We start from the raw sequence: 24,300 nt of genomic DNA, 5'->3' as shown, positions 1-24,300 counted from the left end.
GGGCCGATGGCCCCGTTGTCATGTTGGAGTCTGGGGTTTGTATCAAGGGCTGTAGGTATGAAACGCTATGAGAAGCTGGTGCACGACATCGCGACCGCCATTCGCTCCGGCGTGCTCGCTCCAGGCGAGAAGCTGCCTTCTGTACGCCAGGCCTGCCTCAATCACAAGCTGAGCCCGGCCACCGTCTTCCGCGCCTATTACGAGCTGGAAAACCTGGGTCTGATCCGCGCCCAACCCAAATCGGGCTATTACGTCAGCAACCATGCCATCAAGCAGCTGGCTTCCAAGACCATACCCGCGCCCGAGCATGAAAGTACCGCTGTCAGCATTTCCGACATGGTGTTTTCCATCCTTAGCTCGATCAAGGACCCAGACACGGTGCCGCTCGGGTCGGCTTTCCCCTGGCCGGGATTGTTCCCGCTGGAGCGCCTGTCCCGCTCATTGGCGTATGCCACGCGCGACATGGGCCCGGCCGCCATCGTCGAGTCATTGCCGCCCGGCAACCGCGACCTGCGCCGGCAGATTGCGCGCCGCTATCTCATGCAGGGCATAGAGGCGGATGTCGATAGCATCCTGATCACCAATGGCGCCTTCGAGGCATTGAATCTGTGCCTCGAGGCTGTCACCAAGCCCGGCGACCTCGTCGCCATCGAGTCGCCGGCTTTTTACGGCTGCTTGCAGGCATTGGAGCGCCTGCAGTTGAAAGCGGTGGAAATCCCGGTAGACCCGGTATTGGGCATGGACCTCGAGTACCTGGAAAAAATGCTGGAAAAGTGCCCGATACGCGCTTGCTGGAGCATGACCAGCTTCCAGAACCCCATGGGGGTTTCCATGCCTGCGGAGCGCAAGCAGGCGCTGGTCGAGCTGTTGACGCGGCACCGCATTCCCTTGATCGAGGACGACGTATACGGCGAGCTCTATTTCGGCATGCAGGAGCACAGGCCCGCCAAGGCGTATGACAAGGAAGGCTATGTCATGCATTGCAGCTCGTTCTCCAAGACGCTGGCGCCCGGCTATCGCATTGGCTGGGCGTTGCTGCCAAGCCGCTTCGAGCGCGAAGTGGAGCGGCTCAAGGTGATCACTTCCTTATCCACCAGCACGATCGCCCAGGCGGCGATAGCGGATTTCCTGCAGCATGGCGGTTATGACCGTCACTTGCGCAAGCTGCGTACCAAGTTCGAGTTGCAGCAATACCAGTATTTGCACTTGATCGCACAGCACTTCCCCGCTGAGGCGCAGGTGACGCGCCCCCATGGCGGGTATTTCCTCTGGGTGGCCTTGCCGGATGAAGTGGACGCCTTGCTATTGTTCCAGCGTGCGCTGGAGCAGGGGGTGAGCATTGCGCCCGGCCCGATCTTCTCTGCCCGGCGTCAATGCTGCAATTGCATCCGCATCAATTACAGCAAGCCGGTGGATGCGGAGATCGAGCGGGCGTTCAGGATATTGGGAAGCCTGATGAGTAGGCTGGATGAACCTAATACGGCCAACAATGCAGGCGGAAGGTAATGCAAAGCCGCCTGGCTGCTATACCGGTCCGGCTCTGACAAGCTTTACTCCTTGATCGTGACGGACTGGATCACGATGTTCTGGAATGGCGCGTCGCCGCCGTCCGTGGGCATGATTGCGATACGCTGCACCACATCCATTCCCTTGATCACGCGGCCGAACACGGTATAGCCCCATCCCGTCTCGGAGCGTTCACTGAAATTGAGCGAGGCGTTGCTGGCTACGTTGATGAAGAACTGGTCGGAAGCCGAGTGGGGATCCCCGGTGCGCGCCATGGCGATCGTGCCGGTGGCATTGGTCAGGCCGTTGTCCGCCTCGTTCCTGATCGGCGGATGCGTAGGCTTGGGCTCGAAATTGGCATCCAGCCCGCCGCCCTGGATCATGAAGCCTGCGATCACGCGGTGGAATATCGTGCCTGCGTAATGGCCTTCCTTGGCATAGCGGATAAAGTTGGCCACGGTGTTGGGGGCTTTTTCGCTATTGAGGTCGACGACGATCAGGCCCTCGCTGGTCTGGATTTCGGCAAGCGGCTCGGCCATGGCCGGCATGGTTCCCAATAGCAGGGCTAGGAGTGTTGGCAAATGCAGGAGTTTGGACAGCATAGAACAATTTCCTCAATGACAGGTTGGGGCTGAAGATACGGACAGCGGGGCAAACAAATACACCAGGCCTTCCAGGTCGACGTGGTTGAGCGCGTAGGTGGCTTGCTGCTGCACAACGGGTTTTGCATGATAGGCCACGCCGCATCCGGCGGCAGACATCATCTTGAGGTCATTGGCGCCGTCGCCGATGGCGACCACCTGGTCGGGCCGCAGGCCTAGCTCCTGGCGGAAGCGCTCCAGATAGTCGGCTTTGGCCTGGGCGTCGACAATATGGCCGAGCAAGCGGCCGGTCATCTTGCCATCGACGATCTCCAGCGAGTTGGCCTTGGCGACGTCCAGATCCAGCATGGCTTTGACCCGGTCGGCAAAGAAATCGAAGCCGCCCGACACCAGCATGGTCTTGATGCCGTGCTGCTTGCACGCCGCGATCCAGGCTTGCGCGCCCGGCGTCAATTGCAGGCGCTCGTCGATCACGCGCTGCAAAGCCGAGGCGTCCAGCCCCTGCAACAGCGCCACGCGGCGGCGCAGGCTTTCGGCAAACTCGATCTCGCCGCGCATCGCGCTCTCCGTAATCGCCGCGACTTGGGGCTTGAGGCCCTGCATGTCGGCAATCTCGTCTATGCATTCTATGGTGATCAGGGTGGAGTCCATGTCCATCACTGCCAGGCCCAGGTTGTTCAGCGTGTGCCTGTCGTCCACCAGGGCAAGGTCGAGCGCCTGCTCCAGGCAGAACGCGCGCAATTCCTGCGGAATGGCGTGTTGGTTGGGCAGGCTATAGGCATGCTCGCCGGTCTGGATGAACTGCTGGTGCTGGCTGGCGCTGGTAAGCTGGTGGATATGGGCGAGTTGCTGGAAGCTGACTGCAGGGCCCTGGATGACGAGACGCATGTGTATGAACCGCTTGGGGTTAGTCAAATTAAGCCATTATTATACATAGCGGCAAGCGTGTTGCAGCTGTATGTTGAATAGCCTGCCGGCATGCCGCCGACGGCAGACATATAAGCCGCCATTAGCCAATTCGGATCATGGACAAGCTGGATAGATATTCTTAAGCTAACAACCTACTTCTATATGCACATGAAAAATATGGAAGTGATCCCCCCTGGCAAACTAATTAAAAGAAAGGATGATCATGCTGCAACAGTTGAAACGTGCTGCTACCGCCATGACAATTTCAGCGCTCGCTTTTTCGGCTTTCAATGCGAACGCGGAAGATTTTTCATTCACCGGCAATTTCTCTGCCGATAACGAAGTGCAAACCTTCAATTTCACCATTACCGAGGCGTCATTCGTCACCTTGCGTACCTGGTCTTATGCCGGCGGCGTCAATGCTGCCGGGCAAACCATTGCCCGAGGCGGCTTCGATCCCATCCTGGCGCTGTTCGATGCCGCAACCGGCCAGTTGGTCAACACCAATGACGACGGCGGCTCCAGCCTTGTGGCGAACGACGCGGTTACCGGCAACGCTTGGGACACCTACCTCAGTGCCGAGCTGACGCCGGGCGAGTACATCGTCTCCATCCAGCAATACGACAACTTTGCGGCGGGCAATAATATTGCCGATGGCTTCCGTTACGACGGCGCCGGATATGCCGACTTCCGCAACGGCTTCTACGACGTCAGCGGAGACCAGCGCGACTCGCACTGGGCATTCGACATCCTGAATGCCAATGTCGCGGTGGCCAATCCGCCGGCAGTGCCCGAGCCAGAAACCTATGGCATGCTGCTGGCCGGCCTGTTGGTGGTGGGTGCGGTCGCACGCCGCCGGAAAACTGGCTTAGTCTAAATCTTACTGCGGTCGATTGCAGGCCCTGCCATATGGCAGGGCTTTTTATTTGCCGCTTTCCTTACGACCTTGTCATTGGTGCTGACATGAAATTACCTACCGGACATTAAACAGGGAGTCCGCCCGGCATATGCCGATTGTGCGCAGGTGGCGGCGCATACCGTCATTGCCCGCCATTGCCGCCATGCTGGCGCAATACGGGGATTTGCGCGAAAATACGCTATTAGTCCATCACAAAAGTAAAAACATGAATTTGCATGAGTATCAGGCCAAGGCGCTGCTGCAGCGTTACGGCGTGAACGTGCCGCGCAGCCAGGTGGCGGAAACGGCACAGGCAGCGGTGGAAGCCGCACGAGCCCTGGAAGGCGACGCCTGGGTGGTCAAGGCCCAGGTGCATGCCGGCGGCCGCGGCAAGGCCGGCGGCGTCAAGCTGGTGCGCAATCTGGACGAGGTGCAGGATATCGCCGTCAGCCTGCTTGGCAAGCGCTTGGTCACCTACCAGAACGCTCCGGATGGCCAGCCCGTGGAAAAGGTGCTGGTCGAGGAAACCCTGCCGATCGCCCGTGAGCTTTATGTATCCATGCTCGTGGACCGTTCGCTGGAGCGTGTCGTGCTGGTGGCTTCGGCTGCGGGCGGTATGGAAATCGAGGAAATCGCCAAGGACAGCCCGGAAAAAATCCTGCAGGAGGTCTGCGACCCGCTGAACGGGCTGGTGGATTACCAGGCGCGCAATATCGCCTTTGCCCTGGGTCTGGCCGGCGACCAGATTGCGGCGTTCACGCGGCTGGCCAAGGGGCTGTACCGCCTATTCAAGGAAAACGACCTAGCCTTGCTCGAGATCAACCCGCTGATCGTTACCGCGGAAGGCGCCCTAGTGGCGCTGGATTGCAAGATGAGCGTCGATGACAATGCGCTCTACCGCCGCCGCGAACTCGCGGAGCAGCGCGACTGGAGCCAGGACGACGCCAAGGAGGCCGAGGCGCATAACGCCGGGCTCAACTATATTGCATTGAACGGCAATATCGGCTGTATGGTGAACGGCGCCGGCCTGGCCATGGCGACCATGGACCTGATCAAGCTGCACGGCGGCGCGCCCGCCAACTTCCTTGACGTCGGCGGCGGCGCTACCGCGACCACGGTGGCGCGAGCGTTTAAGATCATTCTTGCCGACCCCAACGTCAAGGCCATTCTCGTCAATATTTTCGGCGGTATCATGCGTTGCGACATCATTGCCGAAGGCATCATCACCGCAGTCAAGGAAGTGGGCATCGAGATTCCCGTGGTGGTCCGCCTGGAAGGCACCAATGTCGAGCTCGGCCGCAAGATGCTGAGCGAGAGCGGCTTATCCATAATTTCTGCCGCAGGTCTCACCGATGCCGCGCAGCAGGCAGTAGCAGCAGTGAAGGTGTAACGATGGCAATACTGGTCAACAAGCATACCAAGGTCCTCTGCCAGGGCTTTACCGGCAAGCAGGGCACATTCCATTCCGAGCAGGCGCTGGCCTACGGCACCCAGATGGTGGGCGGCGTCACCCCCGGTAAGGGCGGTCAACGCCATCTCGATCTGCCCGTTTTCAATACCATGCGCGCCGCAGTGGGCGAGACGGGGGCCAATGCCTCGGTGATCTACGTACCTCCCGCATTCGCCGCGGATTCCATCCTCGAGGCCTGCGATGCGGGCATCGAGCTGATCGTCTGCATTACCGAGGGTATCCCGGTGTTGGACATGCTCAACGTCAAGGCGGCACTCCAGGCCAACGGCGCCAGGCTGGTCGGCCCCAACTGTCCTGGCGTGATCACGCCGGACGAATGCAAGATCGGCATCATGCCCGGCAGCATCCACCTGCGCGGCAAGGTCGGCATCGTGTCGCGCTCCGGCACCTTGACCTATGAAGCCGTGCACCAGACGACGGCGCTGGGCCTGGGGCAATCCACTTGCGTCGGCATCGGCGGCGACCCGATCCGCGGCATGGACTTCGTCGACTGCCTCGAGCTGTTCGAGGCCGATCCGGAAACCGAGGCCATTATCATGGTGGGCGAGATCGGGGGCAGCGATGAAGAGGCCGCGGCGGAATACATCAAGCAATACGTGAGCAAGCCGGTGGCGGGCTACATCGCCGGCCAGACGGCGCCAGCGGGCAAGCGCATGGGGCATGCCGGCGCGATCATTTCCGGCGGCAGCGGCAAGGCCGAGGACAAGATCAGGGCATTGGAGCAAGCGGGGGTCGTGGTGGCTAGTTCGCCGGCGGGGCTGGGCGAAGCGGTCCAGGCTGCGATCAAGGCCAAGCAATAAGCTATCGGGTAGGCAATTTGGGTTCAATTTATCAGCCATGGAAATCTCTATGTTGCGTCGTTTAACTGCAGTGGTGCTCTGCAGCATGTTGCTGGGGGCGGCAGCGCCCGCCGTTGCGCAGGACCAGGTGCCTTACCTCCTGACCGTGTCGTCCAAGGGCGATCTCGCCACTGTCAAGTCATTGCTGAACAGCGGGGTCAACCCCAACACCAAGGATGCGGAAGGCATCACCGCCCTGATGTACGCGGCGCGCAAGGACAAGGCGGATGTCGCGCGCGCCTTGCTGGAAAAGGGGGCGGACGTGAACGCCAAGGATGCGGGCGGCTGGACGGCGCTGATGTTCGCGGCCAAGAAGAATTTTGTCGCCACCGCCAAGGTATTGCTCGAGCACGGCGCGGATGCCAAGGTGCGCGACGAATCCGGCTGGAGCGCATTGGGCATGGCGGCGACTTCCGGCTACAGCGAAATGGTGGGCCTGTTGGTGGAACGCGGCATCGACCCTAGCAGCAAGAGCGACGACGGCAAGAGCATTCTCATGTATGCCGCAAGAAACGGCGATATCGACACCATCAAGACCTTGCTGGCCCAAGGCGCCGACATTGCCGCACGCGACCGTTTCGGCCTCACCGCGCTCATGTATGCCGCGCGCGAGGGGAATGCAGAGGCGACTACATTGCTGCTCGACAAGGGCGCCAAGGTGGATGCCCAGGACAAGACCAAGTGGACCGCGCTGGGCTGGGCTGTCAAGAAGTCTCAGGAGGCAACGGCCAAGGTGCTGATCGAGAAGGGTGCCAACGTCAACCACAGGGATTCCGAAGGCACGCCCATCCTCCAATATGCAGTGAGCGAAGGCAATGTCGAGCTGGTCAAGCTGCTGCTGGCCAGCGGCGCCGACGTGAAGGCCAAGGACCAGTACGGCCTGACCGCGCTGGTCTATGCCCTGAAGGGCAAGAAACCCGAAATCGTGCAGTTGATCAAGGATGCAGGTGGTAGCTACTAAAGTGCAGCGCTATGTCAGATGCAGCAATATCGCGGATGCCGCCTCTCGCAAGTCGCAGGCGTGACATGAAGATCGCGATTGCGCAACTCAACGCCACGGCCGGCGACTTGGCTGGCAACGCCGCCAAGATCGTCGAACAGGCCCGGCGTGCCGAAGCGGCCGGGGCGACTTTGCTGCTCTGTCCCGAATTGGCGTTGTCGGGCTATTCTCCTGAGGACCTGTTATTGCGGGACGACTTCAACCAGGCATGCGAGCGTGCGCTGCATGCCTTGGCGCAGGAGTTGCCCGTTGCATTGACCGTGGTGGTCGGGCATCCGCGCAAGCATCTTGGCAATCGCTATAACGCTGCCTCGGTGCTGGAGGGCGGCAAGGTCCGCCTTACCTATCATAAGGAGCTGCTGCCCAACGACAGCGTGTTCGACGAGGTGCGCTATTTCAGCGAAGGCAGCGAAGCCCTGGTGATCGACCACCTGGGCCACAAGCTCGGCATCGTGATCTGTGCCGATGTCTGGGCGCCTGAGCCCGCCCGACGCGCGCGAGATGCGGGTGCGGACTTGCTGCTGGTGCTGAATGCCTCGCCGTATCATATCGGCAAGCAACAGGAACGCCATGCCGTGGTGCGCGACCGCATCAAGGAAACCGGGTTGCCCGTGGTCTATGTCAACCTGGTCGGCGGCCAGGATGAGCTGGTATTCGACGGCGCGTCGTTCGTGATGAACGATGAAGGCACATTGACGCAGCAACTGCCGTCATTTGAGGAGGCATTGGGCATCGTGTCCTTCAGCGATGGGGCGCCCGAGCTGGCGGAGGTTCACCCTGTGCCCGAGCTGGAACCGGCGGTTTACCAGGCGCTGAGCCTGGGGTTCCGGGATTACGTCGTCAAGAACAATTTTCCCGGCGTGCTGCTTGGCTTGTCGGGAGGCATCGATTCCGCGCTGACGCTGGCGATTGCCGTGGATGTGCTGGGTGCCGACAAGGTGCAGGCGGTGATGATGCCTTCGGAGTTCACGGCTTCCATCAGCATGGAGGATGCCCGTGCGATGGCGGGAGGGCTCGGCGTGCGCTATAGCGAGATTGCGATCGGCCCCGTATTCGAATCGTTCTGTGCTGCCTTGGCGCCGGAGTTTGCCGACAAGCCGTTCGATACTGCGGAGGAAAACCTGCAGGCGCGCATTCGTGGCACCTTGCTGATGGCGATTTCCAATAAGTTCGGCAGCATCGTCGTGACCACCGGCAACAAGAGCGAGACTGCGGTAGGATATTCGACATTGTATGGGGATATGGCGGGCGGTTTTGCCTTGCTCAAGGACGTTTCCAAGACCTTGGTCTACCAGCTGGCCAAATACCGGAATATGATCAGCCCGGTGATTCCCGAGCGTATCATCGTGAGGCCGCCGTCAGCGGAATTGCGCCATGGGCAGACCGATCAGGACAGCTTGCCGGATTATGCCGTGCTGGACGGTATCATGGAGGCTTACGTCGAGCACGACTATAGCTGGGAAGAGATATTGGCCCTGGGTTACCGTGAGCAGGATGTGCTCCGGGTCACCCGGTTGATCGACCGTAACGAGTACAAGCGGCGTCAAGCTCCTATTGGAGTTCGTGTGACGAAACGCGGGTTTGGCAAGGACAGGCGCTACCCATTGACCAACAAGTTTGCGTTCAATGGATAGCTTCAAGCGGAAAGCAAACAGGAGAAGGGATAAGAGATGAAGAAAATTGAAGCAGTGATCAAGCCATTCAAGCTAGACGAGGTGCGCGAGGCGCTGTCCGAGATCGGGGCGAACGGGCTGACCGTGACCGAAGTGAAGGGGTTTGGCCGGCAGAAAGGCCATACCGAGCTTTACCGCGGCGCAGAATACGTGGTGGATTTCCTGCCCAAGATCAAGGTCGAGCTGGTAGTGACCGATGATATCGTCGATGCGGCTGTGGAGTCCATCATCAAGGCCGCGCGTACCGGTAAGATCGGCGACGGCAAGATTTTTGTCACGCCCGTGGAGCAGATCATCCGTATCCGTACCGGCGAGACTGACGAGGCTGCCATCTAATTAGCCTACGCGTTCGTTTTACCCAAATGTTTGCCTTGAATGGAGGGTGAGCTGTGATCAAGATCAAGCAGATGCTGCATACCGGCATCATCGTGTCCGACATGGAGCGTTCGCGCGCTTTCTACGAGGGCTTGCTCGGCTTGGTGCCGAGCGACAAGCGCCCGCCATTGAGCTTTGACGGCGCTTGGTACGATATCGGCATCAACCAGCTGCACCTGATGGTCGTGCCCGACCCCTATGCAGATGCCGAGCTTCCCGCCCACGGAGGACGGGACTATCACGTGGCCTTTGCCGTGGACGACGTGATGGAGATCAAGCAGGCATTGGACGAGGCCGGCGTGGAGTATTCCATGAGCATGTCCGGGCGGGCGGCCTTGTTCTGCCGCGACCCTGACGGCAATGCGCTCGAGTTCTCCGCCGTGAAGATGGATTGATCGCGCTGTTCATTGCGTCGATCAGTCCGGGAGCAACTGGCTGATCCTGTCAAGCAGACAAAAAAGCCTGGCACGATGCCAGGCTTTTTTTTGCGTTTAATGTTTTTCCTGCTGCCGGCTGAGCAGCGTGCCGGCGACGATGAGCGCCAGCACTATGCCTTGCGCGGTAAGCGTCTGGATGGTGGGATGTATGCCCAGCAGCGGCAGGCTGAAGAAGTGGATGCGGTCTGCGGCAATGACGCCCGCCTCCTGCAACGCTGCGATGCCATTGCCTGCAAACACGACGGCCAGCAAGGCCAGCAGGCCTGCCGTGGCGGCAAAGAACTTGCCCAGCGGCAGGCGGACGCTGAATTTGAGGATCGCCCATGAGATGATCGCCAGCAGGACGGCGGCCGCTACGATGCCGCCGACCACTGCGCCCTGGCCTTCCGCTCCTGCCTGCGCCCACAGCGCCTGGTAGAACAGGATAACCTCGAACAGTTCACGATACACCGCGAGGAACGAAACCCCGGCAATGGCCCACCAGGTGCGCTTGTTGAGTGCGGCGGTTACGTGGTGGCTGATGAATTGCTGCCAGGCGTGGGCGTGCGACTTGCTGTGCAGCCAGTAGCCCACGTACAGCAGCATGGCGGCGGCAACCAGGGCGGTGACGCCCTCTGTCATCTCGCGACCCGCGCCGGAAATGGTGAGCAGGTAGCTGGCGACGAACCAGGTGACGCCTCCCAGCACGACTGCGAAGATCCAGCCGAGGTGGAAGTAGGGCAGGGCATCACGCCTGCCGGTCTTGCTGATGAAGGCGCTCAATGCGGCGAGAATGAGGATGACTTCCAACCCTTCGCGCAACAGGATCAATAGCGAACTGACGAATGCGGTCACGCCGGTCAGGCTGCCTGATCCCAGCCTTTCATCGGCTTCGTCCAGCAGGTCGTTGATCTGGTCGATTTGCGCTTCGACTTCATCAGCGCTGGCATTGCGCGCAATGGCGCTGCGCAGGTCCATCATGTGGCGCTCGATCTCAAGGCGGAGCGGCTTGTCGATGTTGTCCAGGCTGTTTTCCACCAACTCGAAACCTTCGAGGTAGGCGCTGATGGCATGCTGGCGCGCATTGGCATAGTCCTTTTCTCGGTAAGCTGCCAGCGCGGCCTCCAGCTTGCTGCGTGAAATATTGAGCGGGTTGCCGGCAACCGCCTGCAATGCGGAAGGCTGTGCGGCGAGGTAGGTTTGCACGTCGCTGAGGCCGGCCTGCTCAAGCTCGGCAGGGGCCTGCATCACCAATTGCTTCAGGCTGCCCAGTTCCGCCTTGCCGCGACCCTGTTGCCATGATTGCTCGCCAGCGGCCTTCTGCTCGTCGGTGGCGCGCAAGGTGCTCACATAGAACGCCAGGCTCCAGCGGTCGGCCTCGGGCAATTGTGCATAGGATTGCATCGGGGTGCCGTTCACGCCCAGGGTGATGGTGTTGTACAGGCCGTAGATGCTGCGCATGCGCATGCGGTCCTGGTCGTGGAAATTGCTGGGCTCCGGTTCCAGCCCCTTTGCCAGCGGGCCATCCCCGTGGCCGGTGGCGCCGTGGCAGGAGGCGCAGGTTTCACCGAACAATTGCGCGCCGCGGTTGAGGTCGGGAATGTCCTTGGGCGCGACGGTGATCTTGTACGCCTGGATCACGGCAAGACGCAGGTTGTTGGCGGTTGCAGATACGGCTTCGCCTTCCGCTTTTGCCAGGATCTGCTCGCGCAGCTTTGCCGCCTGCTTGAGCAATTCCGCCTGCTGGGTAACGGCAGGCAGTTCCGCGATCAGGTTGGCGGACTGGGTGGCGAACTCGAGCTGCTCTTCATATTCCTCGGGATTGAGCACTTCTCCGCCCTGCACGAACTCGGGGTAGTCCACGCTGACGTAATCCAGCATATGCACCGCAGTCTGCGCTTTTTCTTCGTTGGTGACGGCGAAGGCAGGATGCTGGCCAGCCAGCCAGATCAAGCCGCCGATCACAAGCGCAGGCAAGGAGGGCAGCAGGCGGGACAGGGCAATGGATGTCATGGGTTCTAACCTTGTGTAATGCAAGTGCGGGGAATCTAGTATTTTATCAACTTATGGCAAGCCAGTCCTGCCGCAATTGGTCCTGTGCCGGTTTGCGTTTGTCGTCCAGTGCGAGCGTAGCGTCGGCCAGCGCATGGTCGCGCGGCTTGATGACGGTCGTCATGAGTTCGTCGCGGCGGAAGAAATGCAGGCCGATTTGGTTGCGCCCGCGCTTGAGCTGCTGCTTGAGCCCTTTGGCGCTGGCCTTCAGGTTGTCTTGCGCGACGAGCACGTCGCCTGCCGCCAGGCCTGCCTGTTCAGCCGCGCTGCCGCTGAAGACATGGCTGATGCGGGTGTCGTCGTTCGCGAGCTGCAGGCCCAGCCATTGGCGTGCCAGGTCAGCGTCGCTGGCTTTGGGCGCGATGAAGCGGATGCCGAATTTCGACAACAGCTTTTCCAGCGGCGGGTCCCCGCAGCCTTGCACGCAATCGCGGAACAGCGAGGCGAGCCTGTCGCCGCAGGTTTCCCTGACCAAGTCCTGCATGCTGCCTTCATCCACGAGTACGCCGCGCTTGTAGTTGTCCCATAGCGCCAGTATGACGTCGTCGAGCGAGCGCCCTTTGAGCCGCAGGCTGAGGTCTATCGCCAAGGCGACCAGCGAGCCCTTGAGGTAATAGCTGATCTGGCTGTTGGGCGTGTTTTCATCCGGCTTGTAGAGCTTGATCCAGGTGTCGAAGCTGGACTCCTCCAGCGCTTGCACTTGGCGCCCCGGCGTGCGCAGGTAGCGCGTGAGATCCTTGCTCAACGCGGCAAGGTATTCCTGCTCGCTCATGAGGCCGCTACGCACCAGCGCCAGGGTGTCGTAATAGGCGGTGAAACCCTCGAACACCCATAGCAGGCGCGTGTAGGCCTCGCGGCTCAGGTCCAGGCTGGCAAAGGCGCTGGGGCGGATACGCTTGACGTGCCAGGCATGGAAATACTCATGGCTGCACAGGCCGAGAAAGTCCTGGTATTGCAGCTGGTCGTGCTGTTCATGCTTCACCGGCAGCCAGCTGCGCGGGCAGATCAGGCTGGTGGAGTCGCTGTGTTCGAGCCCGCCGTACTGGTTGTCGGCCGCGGCATAAAGCAGGAAGTCGTAGCGCTTGAACGGGGCTTCGCCGAAAAAGCGGATATGGTGCTCGCAAATTTTCTTCAGGTCGCGGCTGATGGTTTTGAGGTCCGCTTCGTGCCTGCCCGAGACGACCAGGCGGTGCGGCACGCCCATGGCCTTGAACTCTGCAATGGCCAAGGTGCCGATCTCGACCGGGTAGTCGATCAAGGCCTGGTAGTCGCTCGCCTCGTAGCGGCCAAAGCCGTTCGAGCTGGTTTTGCGGGCCGGCAGCGTGGTGGCGATGGTCCAGCCTGCATAGGCCTTGCCTGGGTGGTGGATCTCGACGCTGCAGCGCTCCTGCTCCTGGCCTGCTACTTGCAGGAACAGGCTGCTGCCGTTGAAGTAGGCGCGGGTGTGGTCGAGGTAGGCGGTGCGCACAGAGAGGTCGTAGGCGTACACTTGGTAGCTGACGACGAGCGGACGCTTGCAGGGCGCCGCGACCCAGGTGCTTTTGTCGACCTTGCGCAGCTCGACTTCTTGCCCATCGCTGCTGGCGCTGATACTGACGATGTGGCGCGCGAAATCCCTGACCAGGTAGCTGCCGGGCAGCCAGGCCGGCAACGACAGGCGCTGTCCTTCGGCAGCCGGGTTGGCGATGCGGCATTCCAGCTCGAACAAATGGCTTTGCGGCGTATCGAAACGCACGTCATAGTGGATATTGTGTGGCTTCATTGACGGTCGGCTCTATCAGGTCAGTATCAGTATGAAAAAAGCCCGCCGCCGGGCGGGCTTTTCAGGTCAAGCAAGGATCGCTTAAGGATTACTTGGCAACAGTGGCGCCGGCGGGAGCCTCGATCTTGGCCTTGCTGCGCAGGTCGGTCAGCAGCTTTTCCAGGTTGCGCTGCTGCAATTGCTTCTGCAGGCCATCCTTCACGTCGTCATAGGACGGTGGTTGCGTGGTGCGGGTATCTTCCAGCTTGATGACGTGCCAGCCGAACTGGGTCTGTACCGGCGTCGTGGTGTATTTGCCCTTTTGTAGCTTGGCGACAGCATCGCTGAACGGCTTCACCATGCCGGCCGGTGCGAACCAGCCCAGGTCGCCGCCTTTTTCCTGTGAACCGGGGTCCTTGGATTTTTCCTTGGCCAGCTTGGTGAAATCACCGCCCTTGCCGAGCTGGGCGATGATGTCCTTGGCTTCGGCTTCGGTCGGCACCAGGATGTGACGCGCGTTGTATTCCTTGTCTCCCAGCTCCTGCTTGTATTTCTCGTATGCCAGCTTGGTGTCGGCCTCGCTCACGGGATGCTTCTTGATGTAGTCCTGCAGGAAGGTGTTGACCAGCAGTTCGCGGCGGGTCAGTTCTTCCTTGGCAAGGTAGTCAGGCTGCTTGTCCAGGCCAGTGCGCTGTGCTTCCTGGTAGATCAGTTCACTGCCGATCAGCTTGTTGATGATGACGTTCTTGACGTTGTCGTCCACATTCTGGCCGCGGGAAGAGGCTTCCTTGGCAATGTAATCGTACAGGGATTGCTTGATCGGCTTGCCGTTGACGGTGGCAACGCTGCCGTTGGCGCCAGCAGCAAAAGCGGGTTGCAGGATACCAAAGGCAACCGTGGCAATCAGGGCGCTGGTAGTGAGTTTCATGAGAATTCCTTGGCTGGTTAAAATGGATGTCATAAAATTGAGCGTGCTAACGTATCAGTCAATTGTGACAACAGGAGGTTCATCTGCCGCAATTGCCTGGATGCTGAGTGCATGTATTTTCTGTGGAATCAGGTCGCCCAGTATTGCATAAACCTGGCGATGCCGCATGACCTGGGACTTGCCGGAGAATTGCGCGCTGGCAATGGTCAGGAAGAAATGCCCGCCGCCGTTGTTGCCGGCGTGGCCCCTGTGCAGGGCGCTGTCGTCACGGATCTCCAGCGCGGTGGGTTCCAGTATCGAGAGTCTGCTGCGGATTTCTTCTGTCAGGGTCATGCTGGCAATGTCTTGCGGAAAGGTTTGACTGTGACAGCCGAATAAACGCCTGCGTTCACGAACGGGTCGTCATTGGCCCATTCCTGCGCCGCCTCCAGGCTGTCGAACTCCGCCACGATCAGGCTGCCGGTGAAGCCGGCCGGGCCGGGATCATTGCTGTCGATCGCGGGGAAGGGGCCGGCCAGCAAGAGTCGGCCCGCATCCTGCAAGGCCTTCAGGCGCTCAAGGTGGGGAGGGCGGGCGGCTAGGCGCTTTTCCAGGCTGTTGGGGACGTCTTCCGCGATGATGGCATACCACATTATTTTTTATCCTGTTCGGTGATGTGCTTGTTGAGCAGCAAGGTCTGGACGATCACGAACACGAACATCAGGCCCATGGTGCCAAACAGCTTGAAATCCACCCAGAGGTCGGTGGAGTAGTTGAAGGCGACATACAGGTTGAGGAAGCCCAGCAGCAGGAAGAACATCGCCCAGGCCAGGTTGAGGCGGCTCCAGATCGGGTCCGGCATGGCAATCTGCTTTTCCATGAAGCTGCGGATCAGGTTGCGCTTGAACAGCCATTCGCTGCCCAGCAGGCCGACGGTGAATACCCAGTACAGGATGGTGGGCTTCCACTTGATGAAGCTTTCATCGTGCAGCCACAGGGTGGCGCCGCCAAACACCACGATGATCACGCCGCTCATGATAAGCGCGTTGTCCACCTTGCCGGTCTTGAGTTTGGCCCAAACGATCTGGGCGATGGTGGCGACAATCGCAGCGGCAGTGGCTTCGTAAATGCCGAACAGCTTGTAAACGATGAAAAAAAGAATAACCGGGAATAGATCGTAAAGAAACTTCATGTGTCGTCCGCTGGCCGTGCGCTAGAGTGCATCGGGATTAGGTTTTAAGTTGATGCGGTATTTTGCTATGATTCGGCAAGACTAACAAGCTGTACTGCCAACCCGCCTCCATGCCATCCCTTATCGACTTGCATAGTCACTCCACGGTTTCTGATGGACTGCTTGCGCCGGAGGCGCTGGTAGCGCATGCCGCCGAGCAGGGCGTAAAGGTATTATCCCTGACGGATCATGACGATACGGCGGGCCTGGCCACGGCCGCCAGCGCAGCGGCCGGGTACGGCATGCAGTTCATCAACGGCGTGGAAATTTCCGTGACCTGGCGCAGGCGCACCATTCATGTCGTGGGCTTGCGGGTGGATCCGGATTACGTCCCGCTGCGCGACGGGCTTGAAAAAATCCGCGCAGGACGCCATCTACGAGCGGAAGGCATCGCCGCCAGCCTGGAGAAGTTCGGCATCAAGGGCAGCCTGGAAGGCGCCTACGCCCATGCCAGCCAGGGCATCATCAGCCGCGCGCATTTCGCGCGTTACCTGATCGAGCAGGGATATGCCTCCAATATGAAGAGCATATTCAAGCGCTACCTGGTCAAGGGCAAGCCCGGCTATTTCGAGCACCACTGGGCCACGCTGGAAGAAGTCATCTCCTGGATCAACGGCAGCGGCGGCGTGGCGGTGCTTGCCCATCCCGGCCGCTACGATATCGGGCGCAGCAATATGCTGTTATTGTTGGAAGAGTTCCGCAACCTGGGCGGTGCGGCGATCGAGGTCGTCACCGGCAGCCATACCGCAGACCAGTTTCAAGAGTATGCGAAGCTCGCGCACATGTACGGCCTCAAGTCTTCCATGGGGTCCGATTATCACGGCCCGGGCCATGGCTATATTGAAATGGGCCGGCTGCCGGATTTGCCGCGCGGCTGCATCCCGGTCTGGCAGGATTGGCCGGAAACCCGATCGCTTAACAGTTAAGGTAGAGTCAAGTTGGCGCAATATTTTGTTATTCATCCTGAAAACCCGCAGACGCGACTGATCAACCAGGCGGTCGCCATCCTGCGCGATGGCGGCGTGATCGCCTATCCCACCGATTCCAGCTATGCGCTGGGCTGCATTTTGGGCAACAAGGAGGCGCAGGACCGCATTCGCGCCATCCGCGGCGTGGACGACAGCCATCATTTCACGCTGGTCTGCCGCAACCTGGCCGAGCTTTCCACCTATGCCCAGGTGGACAACAGCCAGTTCCGACTGCTGAAAGCCAATACGCCTGGGCAATATACCTTTATCCTCAAGGCCACGCGCGAGGTGCCGCGCCGCCTGCAGCATCCGAAGCGCAGCACCGTGGGCCTGCGCGTGCCGCAGCATGCTGTCACCCTGGCATTGCTGGAAGAGTTGAATGAGCCGATGTTGAGCATGACGCTGCAATTGCCCGGAGATGACGCGCCCCTCAACGAAGCCTGGGAAATCCGCGACCGGCTGGAGCACCAGGTGGAACTGGTGATCGATGCCGGCGCATGCTCGATTGATCCGACCACGGTGATCGACCTCACGGCGGAGAGCCCCAGCCTGATTCGCCTGGGGGCGGGCGACCCGGCGCCATTCGGATTGGAGGCATGATGGAGCTCACCCTGATCCAGAAAATCGCCATCTATGCCTTGCCGGTGATTTTCGCGATTACCGTGCATGAGGCGGCGCATGGCTACATCGCCCGCTATTTCGGCGACACCACTGCGGAAAGCATGGGCCGCATCACGCTCAACCCGATCAAGCATATCGATCTGGTCGGCACTATCCTGGTACCGGCATTGTTGGTGTTTTCCGGTACCGGCTTCCTGTTCGGCTGGGCCAAGCCGGTGCCTGTCGATTATGCGCGCCTGCGCAACCCCAAGCACGACATGCGCTGGGTGGCGGCTGCAGGCCCTGCGTCCAATTTCCTCATGGCGATTTTCTGGGCGATGGTCTACAAGTTTGCCACCACCATCTCGGGCGACTTCGCCGTGCCGCTCAGCTTGATGGGGCAGGCCGGCATCCTGGTCAACGTGGTACTGATGGTGCTCAATCTGCTGCCATTGCCGCCGTTGGACGGCGGCAGGATCGCGGTCAGCCTGATGCCCAACCAGATGGCGTACAAATTTGCCCAGGTCGAGCGCTACGGCTTTATCATTCTGCTGGTATTGATGTTCACTGGCGTGCTGTCCAAGATCATGATGCCTTTCATCATGCTCTTGCTGGCGATGTTCGCCGGTATTTTCAGCTGAGCTATCGAACCAAGAATCAGCAGATCAACAATCACCACACCAAGAATCACCAAGGAGGCTGTATGGCGATGCGGATTGTGCTCTGGTGCTGGCCTGACTCCACGGCTTGCCTGCGAGCTGCCCATTGAGGGCCGTGTGAGCAATGGCGACGCAACTTGCATTCGATGTGCGCATCTATGGCGAACAGCTGGACGCCATCCCGCAGGATCTCTATATCCCGCCTGACGCGCTCGAAGTCTACCTGGAGGCTTTCGAGGGCCCGCTGGACCTGCTGCTGTACCTGATCCGCAAGCACAATCTCGATATCCTCGATATCCCCATGGCGCAACTGACCCGCCAATACATGGAATATGTCGAGAAAATGCGCGAGAGCAAACTCGAGCTGGCGGCGGAATATTTACTCATGTCGGCAATGCTGATCGAGATCAAGTCGCGCATGCTGCTGCCCAAGCCGGAAAGCATAGAACAGGAAGAAGACCCGCGCGCCGAGCTGGTGCGCCGGCTCATGGAATACGAGGCGATCAAGCTGGCGGCGGAGCGTCTGGACGCCTTGCCGGTGGCCGGCCAGGAAATCCAGGTGGCGCGCGCCTATTACGAACATATTGCCGAGACGAGCTGGCCCGAGGTCGGTTTCGATGAACTGATGGCCGCCTGGCAGTCGGTGCTCAAGCGTGCAAGCCATTTCCAGCATCACAAGGTCGGACGTGCCGAACTCTCGGTACGCGAGCATATGAGCCTGGTATTGCGCCGCCTGCAGCAGGAGTCGCTGGTGGAGTTCACTGCCTTGTTCGACGTGGTGCACGAGGGGCTGCCGAAGCTGGTGGTGTATTTCCTTGCCATCCTCGAGCTGGCGCGCGAGGGCCTGGTGCGCATCACCCAGCAGGAACCCTTCAGCCCGATTTACCTGCAGGCCGCGGACATGCCGCTGGCGAGCGTCAACTAGGCCATGAGCGCAGCGCAAAACATCAATGAAATGAAGCAGGTGCTCGAGGCCGTGTTGCTGACGGCGGGCGAGCCCCTGTCGCTGGACATGTTGTTGCGCCCGTTCGAAGGCCGCATGGAGCGCGCTACCCTGCGCATGCTGCTCGACGAGCTAAGGCTAGAGTGGCAGGGCCGCAGCATGGAGCTGGTGCAAGTGGCGAGCGGCTGGCGTTTCCAGGCGCGCGCTGACCTTGCCCCCTTTATCGCCCGCCTCAATCCGGAGCGGCCGACGCGCTATTCGCGTGCCGCATTGGAGACCCTGGCGATCATTGCATACCGCCAGCCGGTGACGCGCGGCGACATCGAGGAAATCCGCGGCGTGGCGGTCAACCCCAACATCATGCGCCAATTCCTCGAGCGCAACTGGATCGATGTCGTCGGTCAGCGCGACGTGCCGGGGCGGCCTTCGCTCTACGCGACCACCAAGACCTTTCTCGACGATCTCGGATTGCGTTCCCTGTCCGAATTGCCGCCCATCCAGCATTTCACCCAGCAGGAAATTCCGCTCGATATCGGATAATCGGAACCCGTACGGCGGAATCGGTGCGCCTGGCTTATAATACGCGCAATATTCTCAAGGTTGATTCCATGGCCCGTCCGTTCAAGCAACAACGCAATCCCCGCAATACTTCTCCTGCCAAGCCCGCCGCGGCAGATCCCAATGCCTTGCCGCAAAGGCTGCACAAGCTCCTGGCGCTGGCGGGATTCGGCTCGCGCCGCGAGATGGAAACCCTGATTGCGAGCGGCCGCATCACCATCAATGGCAAGACTGCGGAAGTCGGCGCTAGCGTGGTGTCCAGCGACGTGGTGCGCATGGACAGTCGCCCGCTGCACCTGCCGTTCGAGCCGGAGTTGCCGCAAGTGCTGCTGTACCACAAGCCGGAGGGCGAGATCGTGAGCCAGGACGACCCGGAAAATCGGGCTACCGTGTTCGACAAATTGCCACGTATCCGCAACGGCAAGTGGATCGCGATCGGCCGCTTGGACATGAACACGTCGGGGCTGCTGATCTTCACCACCTCGGGCGAGCTGGCCAACCGCTTCATGCATCCGCGCTACGAAGTCGAGCGCGAGTATGCCGTACGCATTTTCGGCGAACTGACCGAAGGCGAGATGGCGCAACTTACCTATGGCATCGAGCTCGATGACGGCCCGGCCAATTTCGACAGCATACGTCCGCAAGGCGGCGAGAGTGCCAACCACTGGTATGAAGTCATTTTGCGCGAAGGCCGCAACCGTGAAGTGCGCCGCCTGTTCGAGGCGTTCCAGAAGCCCGTGAGCCGCCTGATCCGCGTACGCTTCGGCCCGGTCAACCTGCCGCCGCGCCTCAAGCGCGGGCAGATGCTGCATCTTGGTGTCAAGGAGGTGACTGGTTTGATGGAGTGGGCTGAATTGGAATTGCCGAAAGGTCCGCCACGGCAACTTTCTCCCAGAGAAAAGGAAAGTCTTGGCAAAACCTTCACGCCCAAGGCCAGAAAATCCCGCTTCGATTCTGAAGCCAGGCTGGAGGCCCGCGGTCCGCACCGCGTGACCAAGACACGGGAAGAAGCCATGCGCGAGGAATTCGCCCAGCAAGCGCCGGAAGGCCGCCAGAACAACAGAAGTCGGCGCGGGGAAGGCAGGCAAGCCAGCGAAAGCAGGACTAGGCACGAAGGGGCCGCCAAACCTGCAAATCCAAGGGCAACAAAGTCGCCTCAACGCCGCCGCGTACGCCAGACGTCGGATATCCCTGCCGCGCCCAAGCGAAGAAGTAGATAGGCATCAACCTGTGTACACACTAAAAAGCGGCCTTTGTAGCCGCTTTTTACTCACGTGCAAGTATGTATCAAGTGAGTTGGCGCTATTGTGCAGCAAGCCCGCTGAGTACTTTCCGAAAGCTGTTCAAGCCAGCCTCTAGATTCTCGATAATGGCTTCTGCCAACTCATCCGGCTCCGGCAGGTTGTCCAAATCGGTAAGGCTTTTGTCTTTTAGCCAGAACAGATCAAGACTGGTCTTGTCGCGGGCGATCAAGTCTTCATAGCTGTACTTGCGCCAGCGCCCTTCGGGGTTGTTCTCTGCGTGCCAAGTCTCGACGCGATCGGCAGGGTTTTGCGGGTTGTAGCACTGAATGAACTCTGCTAAATCCTCGAAGCGCAGCGGTTTTTTCTTCAATGTGTGGTGAATGTTGGTGCGGTAGTCGTAGTACCAGACTTCTTTCGTCCAAGGCTCCGGGCTGGCGGGCTGGTTGTCGAGAAACAGCACATTGGCCTTGACGCCTTGTGCGTAAAAAATGCCGGTGGGTAAACGCAGGATGGTATGCAGCCGGGTGTTGTCCAACAGTTTTTGGCGGATGATCTCGCCTGCACCGCCTTCAAATAACACGTTGTCCGGTACTACCACGGCAGCCTTGCCAGTGGTTTTTAACATGCTGCGAATGTGCTGCACAAAGTTAAGTTGCTTGTTGGATGTGGTAGCCCAAAAGTCCTGACGATTGTAAGTCAAGTCGTCGCTTTCCTGCTCACCGTCCTCGTTGGTGAAGCTCATGGCGCTTTTTTTGCCGAATGGCGGATTGGCCAGAACATAATCCACGCTCACCGGGCTGGGGGAAATCAGCGCATCGTTGGGAGAAATCAGGCTGTCGCCGTCCATCTCGCCGATGTTGTGCAGGAACATGTTCATCAAGCACAGGCGGCGGGTGTTGGCGACAATCTCGTTACCATAAAAGGTGTGGTGCTTAAGGAACGCTTTTTGTTCCTTATCCAGCGGCTGCGCCGCAAGAAAGTCATATGCAGCAAGGAAGAAACCACCCGTACCGCAGGCCGGGTCGGCAATGGTCTTTCCTGGTTGCGGGCGCACGCATTCCACCATCGCCCGAATCAAGGCGCGGGGCGTAAAATATTGCCCCGCGCCGGATTTGGTGTCCTCGGCGTTCTTTTCCAGCAAACCTTCGTAGATGTCGCCCTTCACATCCGCGCCCATCACCAGCCAGCCCGTGCTGTCGATCATGTCGATCAGCCGGTACAGCTTGGCCGGGTCTTGAATCTTGTTCTGCGCCTTGGTGAAAATTTGCCCCAACATCCCGCGCTGCTTGCCCAACTCGCGCAGCATTTCCACATACAAGACTTCCAACGCGGCACCCTTGGTGTTTTTCAGCGCCTGCCACGAATAGCGTGCCGGAATGCCCACATCGCGGTTGTAGGGTGGTTTGCCGTATTCGTCTGCCATCTTCAAAAAGATCAGGTAAGTGAGCTGCTCCAGATAGTCGCCATAGCCCACGCCGTCATCACGCAGGGTGGTGCAGAAACTCCAGACTCTGGAAACAATGGAAGACGCATTCATTCAGTACTGATCCTTGTCGGCAAGCGCTTGCCTGCCTTGCTCGGTTAAACGGTATTTTTGTGTGGGGCTGCGCGGCGAATCCGGCTGGGTCATTTCGATCAGACCCTGTGCCAAAGCAGGCTGCAAGTAATTCTGGATAAGCGTTGGGCGATGGCTCAGCTCAAGTTGCTTGAGCAAATCTTTGGTGCCCATGGCCCTTGTGCTCAAAGTGGACAACAAGCGGGTTACTTGTTCGGTTACTTGTTCGGTTACTTGTTCGGTTACTTGTTCGGTTACTTGTTCGGTTACTTGTTCGGTTACTTGTTCGGTTACTTGTTCGGTTACTTGTTCGGTTACTTGGCCGTACACCTCATCACGAGCTTGAGCCTTTTCTTCTATTGGAGCGAATGCCTCATGCACCGGCAGGCGAATCAGAAAATAGCTGTAGTCTTCATCCGTCTCGAAAACGGGCAGCGGTGAGCCGTTGGCCTGCATCACCCGCAGAATCTTGGGGATGCCGGTGGAGCGGCCTTCGGTCAGGTCCAATTCTTTCAGAAACTCACCGATGCGGCGATTGCGATAGCGGCGGCTGACGGCGCGGCCTGCCTGCAAATCCGTCAGGCGGATGGAACGATCCGGGCCGGGAAAGCTCAAGACCACCAATTCTTCCGAGGTGATGCGCACCTCCACTGGCTCGCGGATTTCGTAGGAACGGTGATATACCGCATTCACCACCGCCTCTTCGATGGCGGCCAGCGGGAAATTCCAAAAGCGTTCAGCTTCGGGGCGGTCAGGGTGCTTGACCACCATCTCGGTCAGGTAATTGCGCCCGATGTAGTCCACCGCATCGCGAGTGATGCGCCCCAGCGGGCCGCGAAACTCCTTCTCCTCAAAGCGGTCGCCACCCGGCCCATCAGGGAAATACACCACGTCGATCTGCGTGGCCGGGAAGAAGCGCTCCGGGTGCTCGTTGAAAAACAGCAAGCCCACATTCTTGGGAAACGCCCGCTCCGCCGGCCCACCGATCACGCCCATGCGCCGTCCCAAGGCTTCTACGTCCAGCGACTTGGCCTCTGCCGCCAGATCACTGCCCACTTCCTGCAAGAACTCGCGCATCAGATACGGTGAAAGATCATCCAGGCTGGCCGACTGCTGGTAACGGTCATCAAAAGGCATTGTTGCCGCCAGCGACAACAACTCCCGCTCATCATTTCCCCTGGCGCGTACCGTGCTGCTGTGCTTGCGCAGGTAAAATGCCCAATCCGTCTTCTTGTCGCCCAGACTCACCCGTGCCTTGTAAGGACGGGTTTCACCGCCTGGCGCCCACAACACCAAAATCAACCGGCCCTGCACTTCGTAAACAGCGGTGAGCGGATGATATGGTGGCTGGATGGCCGAGTTACCCAGGTTCAGCAACTCCTTCTGAATGGCGTCGATCTGCTCCGCTTGCAAGCCAACAGGCGGCAGTACCGGGCGACCGCCTTGTTCCGCAATTCCCACCAGCACATAACCGCCACCCAGGTTGTGAAAGTCATTGGCAAAGGCGCAAAGGCTGTGCAGGATGGACTCCGGGTTCCAACCTGCCTTGTATTCAACGCGCTCGCCTTCCACTGTGCGCTGGTGGAGGAGGTTATCGAGGTTGATGGGGAGTTTTGGTTGTTTCACAAGATGGCTCTTTTAAATGCGGCAGATAATTGTTCACTTGATGGTGAAAAAATCCTTTCTATTGGAACTCCTATTTCTTTACAGATATCTTCTGCGCTCTTTCTCTCTGCCTCCACAAGTTCCGAAATATCTTCAAGTGATTGAGGACTTCCTCTCAAAACCAATCGCTCTGCCACAACAGATAAAGGTGCCTCTAATAAAACAACCGAGGAAACCCGGAGCCTCCGAAAAACGCTGGCTGAAATAGGAGCAATATCTCCTTTTTCATTTCTTAGAACAAAATGACCATCAAGAACCAATGGAGCACCATTCTTTTCAAGAATTCTGGTAACAGCAGTCACCAGTAGCTCTTGATTTTCATCAACATCCGTGGTCTTTTTACCTTTATCCCAACTTACTCTTCCACCTCGTTCCTCGCGGATAAGTGAACTTGCCGTTGCGTATGATAAGCCTAAAAATTCTGCAACAGGGCGGCCGAGGAAAGTCTTGCCGACACCATGCACTCCTGCCAGAAAAATAACCATCTT

25 protein-coding genes are annotated in these 24,300 nt (G+C 59.3%); 14 read left to right on the top strand and 11 right to left on the bottom strand.

Features of this window, described 5'->3' with window-relative positions:
* The first annotated feature begins 57 nt into the window (after positions 1–57).
* Positions 58–1,506, top strand: a complete 1,449-nt coding sequence (locus ACW4YW_RS09765; protein ID WP_457137362.1) for an aminotransferase-like domain-containing protein — start codon at positions 58–60, stop codon at positions 1,504–1,506.
* A 44-nt stretch (positions 1,507–1,550) separates the two neighbouring features.
* On the opposite strand, the gene ACW4YW_RS09760 is transcribed toward ACW4YW_RS09765, so the two are convergent.
* Positions 1,551–2,108 carry a peptidylprolyl isomerase gene (locus ACW4YW_RS09760; RefSeq protein WP_457137361.1) on the bottom strand — a complete coding sequence of 186 codons (558 nt, stop codon included), beginning with the start codon at positions 2,106–2,108 and terminating at the stop codon, positions 1,551–1,553.
* Between the two features lie 12 nt (positions 2,109–2,120).
* On the bottom strand, positions 2,121–2,996 hold the full coding sequence (gene serB / locus ACW4YW_RS09755) for a phosphoserine phosphatase SerB (protein ID WP_457137360.1): 876 nt from the start codon (positions 2,994–2,996) through the stop codon (positions 2,121–2,123).
* Positions 2,997–3,240: 244 nt separating this feature from the next.
* On the opposite strand from serB, the gene ACW4YW_RS09750 reads away from it, so the two are divergent.
* The 7 genes from ACW4YW_RS09750 to ACW4YW_RS09720 all read left to right on the top strand — a co-directional run bounded on the left by ACW4YW_RS09750 (position 3,241) and on the right by ACW4YW_RS09720 (position 9,668).
* The gene (locus ACW4YW_RS09750) at positions 3,241–3,894 is read left to right on the top strand and encodes a DVUA0089 family protein (RefSeq protein ID WP_457137359.1); all 654 of its coding nucleotides are present in this window, start codon (positions 3,241–3,243) and stop codon (positions 3,892–3,894) included.
* A 247-nt stretch (positions 3,895–4,141) separates the two neighbouring features.
* On the top strand, positions 4,142–5,305 hold the full coding sequence (gene sucC / locus ACW4YW_RS09745) for an ADP-forming succinate--CoA ligase subunit beta (protein WP_457137567.1): 1,164 nt from the start codon (positions 4,142–4,144) through the stop codon (positions 5,303–5,305).
* 2 nt (positions 5,306–5,307) lie between these two features.
* Positions 5,308–6,186: a succinate--CoA ligase subunit alpha gene (gene sucD, locus ACW4YW_RS09740; RefSeq protein WP_407993811.1), complete on the top strand. Its 879-nt coding sequence runs from the start codon at positions 5,308–5,310 to the stop codon at positions 6,184–6,186.
* Positions 6,187–6,235: 49 nt separating this feature from the next.
* Positions 6,236–7,186 (top strand): ankyrin repeat domain-containing protein, encoded by a 951-nt coding sequence (locus ACW4YW_RS09735; RefSeq protein ID WP_457137358.1) that lies wholly within the window; start codon positions 6,236–6,238, stop codon positions 7,184–7,186.
* Between the two features lie 65 nt (positions 7,187–7,251).
* On the top strand, positions 7,252–8,859 hold the full coding sequence (locus ACW4YW_RS09730) for an NAD+ synthase (RefSeq protein ID WP_457137357.1): 1,608 nt from the start codon (positions 7,252–7,254) through the stop codon (positions 8,857–8,859).
* Between the two features lie 36 nt (positions 8,860–8,895).
* Entirely contained in the window at positions 8,896–9,234 is a 339-nt protein-coding gene (locus tag ACW4YW_RS09725; RefSeq protein ID WP_309566749.1) for a P-II family nitrogen regulator, read from the top strand.
* A 53-nt stretch (positions 9,235–9,287) separates the two neighbouring features.
* The gene (locus ACW4YW_RS09720) at positions 9,288–9,668 is read left to right on the top strand and encodes a VOC family protein (protein WP_407993808.1); all 381 of its coding nucleotides are present in this window, start codon (positions 9,288–9,290) and stop codon (positions 9,666–9,668) included.
* Positions 9,669–9,764: 96 nt separating this feature from the next.
* Here ACW4YW_RS09720 and ACW4YW_RS09715 read toward each other — a convergent pair whose 3' ends face one another.
* The 6 genes from ACW4YW_RS09715 to ACW4YW_RS09690 form a co-directional block, all read right to left on the bottom strand.
* Positions 9,765–11,702 (bottom strand): FTR1 family protein, encoded by a 1,938-nt coding sequence (locus tag ACW4YW_RS09715; RefSeq protein WP_457137356.1) that lies wholly within the window; start codon positions 11,700–11,702, stop codon positions 9,765–9,767.
* Between the two features lie 46 nt (positions 11,703–11,748).
* Complete coding sequence (locus ACW4YW_RS09710; RefSeq protein ID WP_457137355.1) at positions 11,749–13,503, bottom strand: M61 family metallopeptidase; 1,755 nt, start codon at positions 13,501–13,503, stop codon at positions 11,749–11,751.
* Between the two features lie 88 nt (positions 13,504–13,591).
* On the bottom strand, positions 13,592–14,443 hold the full coding sequence (locus tag ACW4YW_RS09705; protein WP_457137354.1) for a peptidylprolyl isomerase: 852 nt from the start codon (positions 14,441–14,443) through the stop codon (positions 13,592–13,594).
* Positions 14,444–14,464: 21 nt separating this feature from the next.
* Positions 14,465–14,743 (bottom strand): BolA family protein, encoded by a 279-nt coding sequence (locus ACW4YW_RS09700; protein ID WP_457137353.1) that lies wholly within the window; start codon positions 14,741–14,743, stop codon positions 14,465–14,467.
* Positions 14,740–15,042 carry a YciI family protein gene (locus ACW4YW_RS09695; protein WP_457137352.1) on the bottom strand — a complete coding sequence of 101 codons (303 nt, stop codon included), beginning with the start codon at positions 15,040–15,042 and terminating at the stop codon, positions 14,740–14,742. The genes ACW4YW_RS09700 and ACW4YW_RS09695 overlap by 4 nt, the downstream gene beginning before the upstream one ends.
* Positions 15,042–15,581 carry a septation protein A gene (locus ACW4YW_RS09690; RefSeq protein WP_457137351.1) on the bottom strand — a complete coding sequence of 180 codons (540 nt, stop codon included), beginning with the start codon at positions 15,579–15,581 and terminating at the stop codon, positions 15,042–15,044. The genes ACW4YW_RS09695 and ACW4YW_RS09690 overlap by 1 nt, the downstream gene beginning before the upstream one ends.
* A 110-nt stretch (positions 15,582–15,691) precedes the next feature.
* Here ACW4YW_RS09690 and ACW4YW_RS09685 point away from each other — a divergent pair, with 110 nt between their 5' ends.
* The 6 genes from ACW4YW_RS09685 to ACW4YW_RS09660 all read left to right on the top strand — a co-directional run bounded on the left by ACW4YW_RS09685 (position 15,692) and on the right by ACW4YW_RS09660 (position 20,568).
* A complete protein-coding gene (locus ACW4YW_RS09685; RefSeq protein WP_457137350.1) occupies positions 15,692–16,546 on the top strand; it encodes a 3',5'-nucleoside bisphosphate phosphatase in 855 nt (284 codons plus the stop codon).
* A gap of 12 nt (positions 16,547–16,558) precedes the next feature.
* Positions 16,559–17,188: an L-threonylcarbamoyladenylate synthase gene (locus ACW4YW_RS09680; RefSeq protein ID WP_457137349.1), complete on the top strand. Its 630-nt coding sequence runs from the start codon at positions 16,559–16,561 to the stop codon at positions 17,186–17,188.
* Positions 17,188–17,829 (top strand): site-2 protease family protein, encoded by a 642-nt coding sequence (locus tag ACW4YW_RS09675; protein WP_457137566.1) that lies wholly within the window; start codon positions 17,188–17,190, stop codon positions 17,827–17,829. The genes ACW4YW_RS09680 and ACW4YW_RS09675 overlap by 1 nt, the downstream gene beginning before the upstream one ends.
* A 142-nt stretch (positions 17,830–17,971) precedes the next feature.
* The gene (locus ACW4YW_RS09670; RefSeq protein ID WP_457137348.1) at positions 17,972–18,772 is read left to right on the top strand and encodes a segregation and condensation protein A; all 801 of its coding nucleotides are present in this window, start codon (positions 17,972–17,974) and stop codon (positions 18,770–18,772) included.
* A gap of 3 nt (positions 18,773–18,775) precedes the next feature.
* Positions 18,776–19,330, top strand: a complete 555-nt coding sequence (gene scpB, locus ACW4YW_RS09665; protein ID WP_457137347.1) for an SMC-Scp complex subunit ScpB — start codon at positions 18,776–18,778, stop codon at positions 19,328–19,330.
* 68 nt (positions 19,331–19,398) lie between these two features.
* Positions 19,399–20,568, top strand: a complete 1,170-nt coding sequence (locus tag ACW4YW_RS09660) for a pseudouridine synthase (protein ID WP_457137565.1) — start codon at positions 19,399–19,401, stop codon at positions 20,566–20,568.
* 82 nt (positions 20,569–20,650) lie between these two features.
* Here ACW4YW_RS09660 and ACW4YW_RS09655 read toward each other — a convergent pair whose 3' ends face one another.
* Genes ACW4YW_RS09655 through ACW4YW_RS09645 form a run of 3 tightly spaced genes read right to left on the bottom strand, consistent with a single transcriptional unit; the run spans position 20,651 to position 24,297 of the window.
* Positions 20,651–22,129 (bottom strand): N-6 DNA methylase, encoded by a 1,479-nt coding sequence (locus ACW4YW_RS09655; RefSeq protein ID WP_457137346.1) that lies wholly within the window; start codon positions 22,127–22,129, stop codon positions 20,651–20,653.
* Positions 22,130–23,773: a Fic family protein gene (locus ACW4YW_RS09650; protein ID WP_457137345.1), complete on the bottom strand. Its 1,644-nt coding sequence runs from the start codon at positions 23,771–23,773 to the stop codon at positions 22,130–22,132. It abuts the gene before it with no gap.
* Positions 23,770–24,297: an ATP-binding protein gene (locus tag ACW4YW_RS09645; RefSeq protein WP_457137344.1), complete on the bottom strand. Its 528-nt coding sequence runs from the start codon at positions 24,295–24,297 to the stop codon at positions 23,770–23,772. The genes ACW4YW_RS09650 and ACW4YW_RS09645 overlap by 4 nt, the downstream gene beginning before the upstream one ends.
* Between the last annotated feature and the right edge of the window lie 3 nt (positions 24,298–24,300).

Source organism: Methylobacillus pratensis (assembly GCF_054072455.1).
This window is presented reverse-complemented; position numbering and strand designations above follow the sequence as displayed.

Excerpts from the sequence above, each read along its gene's own strand:
- ACW4YW_RS09765 (WP_457137362.1), top strand. The coding sequence starts at position 58 with ATGAAACGCTATGAGAAGCTGGTGCACGACATCGCGACCGCCATTCGC.
- ACW4YW_RS09760 (WP_457137361.1), bottom strand. The coding sequence starts at position 2,108 with ATGCTGTCCAAACTCCTGCATTTGCCAACACTCCTAGCCCTGCTATTG.
- serB (WP_457137360.1), bottom strand. The coding sequence starts at position 2,996 with ATGCGTCTCGTCATCCAGGGCCCTGCAGTCAGCTTCCAGCAACTCGCC.
- ACW4YW_RS09750 (WP_457137359.1), top strand. The coding sequence starts at position 3,241 with ATGCTGCAACAGTTGAAACGTGCTGCTACCGCCATGACAATTTCAGCG.
- sucC (WP_457137567.1), top strand. The coding sequence starts at position 4,142 with ATGAATTTGCATGAGTATCAGGCCAAGGCGCTGCTGCAGCGTTACGGC.
- sucD (WP_407993811.1), top strand. The coding sequence starts at position 5,308 with ATGGCAATACTGGTCAACAAGCATACCAAGGTCCTCTGCCAGGGCTTT.
- ACW4YW_RS09735 (WP_457137358.1), top strand. The coding sequence starts at position 6,236 with ATGTTGCGTCGTTTAACTGCAGTGGTGCTCTGCAGCATGTTGCTGGGG.
- ACW4YW_RS09730 (WP_457137357.1), top strand. The coding sequence starts at position 7,252 with ATGAAGATCGCGATTGCGCAACTCAACGCCACGGCCGGCGACTTGGCT.
- ACW4YW_RS09725 (WP_309566749.1), top strand. The coding sequence starts at position 8,896 with ATGAAGAAAATTGAAGCAGTGATCAAGCCATTCAAGCTAGACGAGGTG.
- ACW4YW_RS09715 (WP_457137356.1), bottom strand. The coding sequence starts at position 11,702 with ATGACATCCATTGCCCTGTCCCGCCTGCTGCCCTCCTTGCCTGCGCTT.
- ACW4YW_RS09710 (WP_457137355.1), bottom strand. The coding sequence starts at position 13,503 with ATGAAGCCACACAATATCCACTATGACGTGCGTTTCGATACGCCGCAA.
- ACW4YW_RS09705 (WP_457137354.1), bottom strand. The coding sequence starts at position 14,443 with ATGACATCCATTTTAACCAGCCAAGGAATTCTCATGAAACTCACTACC.
- ACW4YW_RS09700 (WP_457137353.1), bottom strand. The coding sequence starts at position 14,743 with ATGACCCTGACAGAAGAAATCCGCAGCAGACTCTCGATACTGGAACCC.
- ACW4YW_RS09695 (WP_457137352.1), bottom strand. The coding sequence starts at position 15,042 with ATGTGGTATGCCATCATCGCGGAAGACGTCCCCAACAGCCTGGAAAAG.
- ACW4YW_RS09690 (WP_457137351.1), bottom strand. The coding sequence starts at position 15,581 with ATGAAGTTTCTTTACGATCTATTCCCGGTTATTCTTTTTTTCATCGTT.
- ACW4YW_RS09685 (WP_457137350.1), top strand. The coding sequence starts at position 15,692 with ATGCCATCCCTTATCGACTTGCATAGTCACTCCACGGTTTCTGATGGA.
- ACW4YW_RS09675 (WP_457137566.1), top strand. The coding sequence starts at position 17,188 with ATGGAGCTCACCCTGATCCAGAAAATCGCCATCTATGCCTTGCCGGTG.
- ACW4YW_RS09670 (WP_457137348.1), top strand. The coding sequence starts at position 17,972 with ATGGCGACGCAACTTGCATTCGATGTGCGCATCTATGGCGAACAGCTG.
- scpB (WP_457137347.1), top strand. The coding sequence starts at position 18,776 with ATGAGCGCAGCGCAAAACATCAATGAAATGAAGCAGGTGCTCGAGGCC.
- ACW4YW_RS09660 (WP_457137565.1), top strand. The coding sequence starts at position 19,399 with ATGGCCCGTCCGTTCAAGCAACAACGCAATCCCCGCAATACTTCTCCT.
- ACW4YW_RS09655 (WP_457137346.1), bottom strand. The coding sequence starts at position 22,129 with ATGAATGCGTCTTCCATTGTTTCCAGAGTCTGGAGTTTCTGCACCACC.
- ACW4YW_RS09645 (WP_457137344.1), bottom strand. The coding sequence starts at position 24,297 with ATGGTTATTTTTCTGGCAGGAGTGCATGGTGTCGGCAAGACTTTCCTC.